The 2,875-nt window shown below is 38.1% G+C and carries 3 protein-coding genes; 1 reads left to right on the plus strand and 2 read right to left on the minus strand.

The features are described 5' to 3' along the window. The first annotated feature begins 352 nt into the window (after window positions 1–352). A complete protein-coding gene (locus PHO71_RS25975) occupies window positions 353–1,621 on the plus strand; it encodes a phage integrase SAM-like domain-containing protein (RefSeq protein WP_300209082.1) in 1,269 nt (422 codons plus the stop codon). A 49-nt stretch (window positions 1,622–1,670) separates the two neighbouring features. Here PHO71_RS25975 and PHO71_RS25980 read toward each other — a convergent pair whose 3' ends face one another. Both PHO71_RS25980 and PHO71_RS25985 read right to left on the minus strand, forming a co-directional pair. Next, window positions 1,671–1,898, minus strand: coding sequence for a helix-turn-helix transcriptional regulator (locus tag PHO71_RS25980; protein ID WP_300209083.1), 228 nt, complete (start codon window positions 1,896–1,898; stop codon window positions 1,671–1,673). Between the two features lie 83 nt (window positions 1,899–1,981). Next, window positions 1,982–2,575: a RadC family protein gene (locus PHO71_RS25985; RefSeq protein WP_300209084.1), complete on the minus strand. Its 594-nt coding sequence runs from the start codon at window positions 2,573–2,575 to the stop codon at window positions 1,982–1,984. Window positions 2,576–2,875 lie beyond the last annotated feature (300 nt).

Genomic DNA, 2,875 nt, shown 5'->3' on the forward strand with positions numbered 1-2,875 from the left:
AACGTGCCGAAGATCGTAACCGTGCTACTGCCGAACTTTACAACGACCTCGGACTTGCATCTTACGAAGCTATCGAGGCCTTTGTTCAGTATATTCCTTTACGCTGATCCGGCAGCCTTTTAGGCTGGTATTCCCGGACTTTAATTTTGTCCTGATTGTAAAATTGAGAATCGGTAAATTAGCTGTAAGTGAGGCAGTTACATTACCGATTCTCTTTGTTTTTGCATTAACTAGGATAATTTAATCACACTTAAAAGCATTCGATTTATACGACTATTTGCACTTCTGCTCACAAATAGCTCACAAGTGCTCACAAATAGCTCACAAAAAAACAGACAAATTTTATAGTGATATGGCAACATTTAAAGCGTGTGTAAGGAGTCTAAAGCAGGATGGAACTTATCCTGTGTATATCCTTGTTGTGCATTGCAGGAAGAATGCATACATAAGAACTCAACTAGTTGTAAAAGCTAAGGGGGTGAAGAACGGAGAAATAAAAGACACATTCATAATAAGGGAAACGGCAGGTTTGATAAACGATTATATAGATAGATTGAATAAGGTCTATTATGCCGAATGGTCTGCAGCAGAAATTAAAAAATTTCTTGAGGATGAAGGGGGAGAGCTTTCGTTTACTGCATATGCGAAAGAATTTATATTTAATATGCAAAAAGAGGGAAGGGTAAAACCGTCCGGAAATTATCGTACGGCCTTAAATAGCCTCTCAGCTTTCTTAAAGAAGAAAGATGTATTGTTTTCTGACCTTACCAAAAAGAATGTTAGTGCTTGGCTGGAATCTATATCAGATAAGTCAAGGGCGAGATCATTATACCCTAAATGCATTAGGGCTATGTTTAATGATGGTCGAAATAAGTATAATGACTATGACCTAGATATCATCAAGATAAAAGTACGTCCCTTTGATGGACTTAAAATAGCTCGTGAAGATGTTCCGGACAAAACTGAAAAGTACATATCTCCTATGAATGTTAGGAGGATATTAAACTATAAACCTGTTATGAGGAAAGACAAAAGGAATAATCGGGAACAATTGGCAGTTGATGTATGTAAGATGGTGTTCTACTTATGTGGTATAAATCTTGCAGACTTATACGATTTGAAAAAGGACAACTACAAAGATGGGAAGCTATGCTATAACAGAAAGAAAACAAGAGGCCCATCCGGTAGGTTGGCCTATATGGAGGTTAAGGTGCCTAATGATATAAAGCATCTATTTGAACGATATAAGGGTGCTGAGGATAATCTATTTAATTTCAGCGAATGCTATTATGTTCCTGACGAACTAACACGAGCTGTAAATAAGGGGTTAGCTTCAATTTGCAAGCGGTTCGAGCTTGGCGGTATAACAGCATACTATTTCCGTCACTCATGGGCCACAATCGCCCAAAACGATTGTGGGGCATCTACAGAGCAGGTTGCGTTATGTTTGAATCATGCTTCGGCCCATAAAGTGACTAGCGGATATATAAGGAAGTCCTATGCTCCGGTTGACAAGCTGAATGCAGAGGTAGTGAAGTATGTCTTTAAAGCGTGGGTTATTAAGAAATCTAGGCTGATAAGCGTTAATAGGAGTAAGGAAAAGCGTAAGAAGGTAGGTTGATGTAGTTTGAATAAAAGAAGGGGGCCGATTTGGTCCCCTTTCTTGTTTTTTATAAGGTTGTCGCATTCCTTACTATCTGTATTGACTCTTCCGGCTTGCATACCACCAGTTTGATGTTTAGCTCTTGAAATATTCTCTCTTTGGTATCATCCGATAGGGACCCCTTTCCATTTAGATATAGGCTCATTGGTCCTCTGGTTATACCTACTCTTCTTGCCAGTTCCGAGGCTGTTATGCCGGATTCTTTTAGTGCTGTTACTATTGCTTGTCTAATCATGTTGTTTATTTTGTTGGCAAATATATGGAAAGATTCGTTATAACAAAACAATTACAACGAATCTCTCGGGGCGATACAAAACATTACCACAATCTGCCATTGTCTGCATAGCTGTAATGACTACCATCTGATATTATTACATGGTCAAGAAGTGAAATATCCATCGTTTTGCAGGCTTCATTTAGTTTGCTTGTTAGTTTATCATCTGCTGTACTCGGTTTTATGTTGCCTGTAGGATGGTTATGCACAAGTATCACTCTGTTAGCTAAACAGTCTATTGCCCCTTTAAGTACTATCTTGATGTCTGCAATACATTCGGCTGTTCCACCCTTGAATAGTTGCATCTTCTTAATAATTTTTCCACTACTGTTGGAGTATATGGCCCATACCTCTTCATGCCTTAAATCAGCGAGAAGCGGGTACATAATTTTGTATATATCTTCCGAGCATCTAATAGATTCTCCTTTATGCTTCTCTGCAGATATTCTCCTGCGTGATATTTCTAGTGTGGCCATGAGTATCTCTACTTTCTTCTTTGTCATACCTTTTACTCTGGATAGCTCGCTGGCATTCATTTTTGCAAGGTTGTTAAGGTTGCAATCTGCCATGTGTAATAACTCTGCTGCCGGATTACCTACAAGCGTGTAGATAAGTTCCATGTCTGATACGTTGCTCATGTTTATAGATATAAGTATGTTAAATAACCGTCTACAATTACAAATCTCACTAAAGCGTTGTTGCATTTAAAAGTAACCTTGTTGTTTCTCTTCCTTACGGAAATGCATTTAGTATCGTTTTCAATGTCTACGAATGTGTCGCTAGGTACATTCTTTGGTATTAAGCCATTCTCTTGGCAATACTCGTTAATAAACTGTCTTAATGTTTTCATATCTCTGTTTTTATGTTATTTGTTCCTATGTCTGGAATCGAACCAGACAGTAAACCGTTATAGGATTATTTCTTATCATTGTATCTAT

Origin of the sequence: Bacteroides sp., from assembly GCF_028690125.1 — a bacterium.
GTDB lineage: Bacteria > Bacteroidota > Bacteroidia > Bacteroidales > Bacteroidaceae > Bacteroides.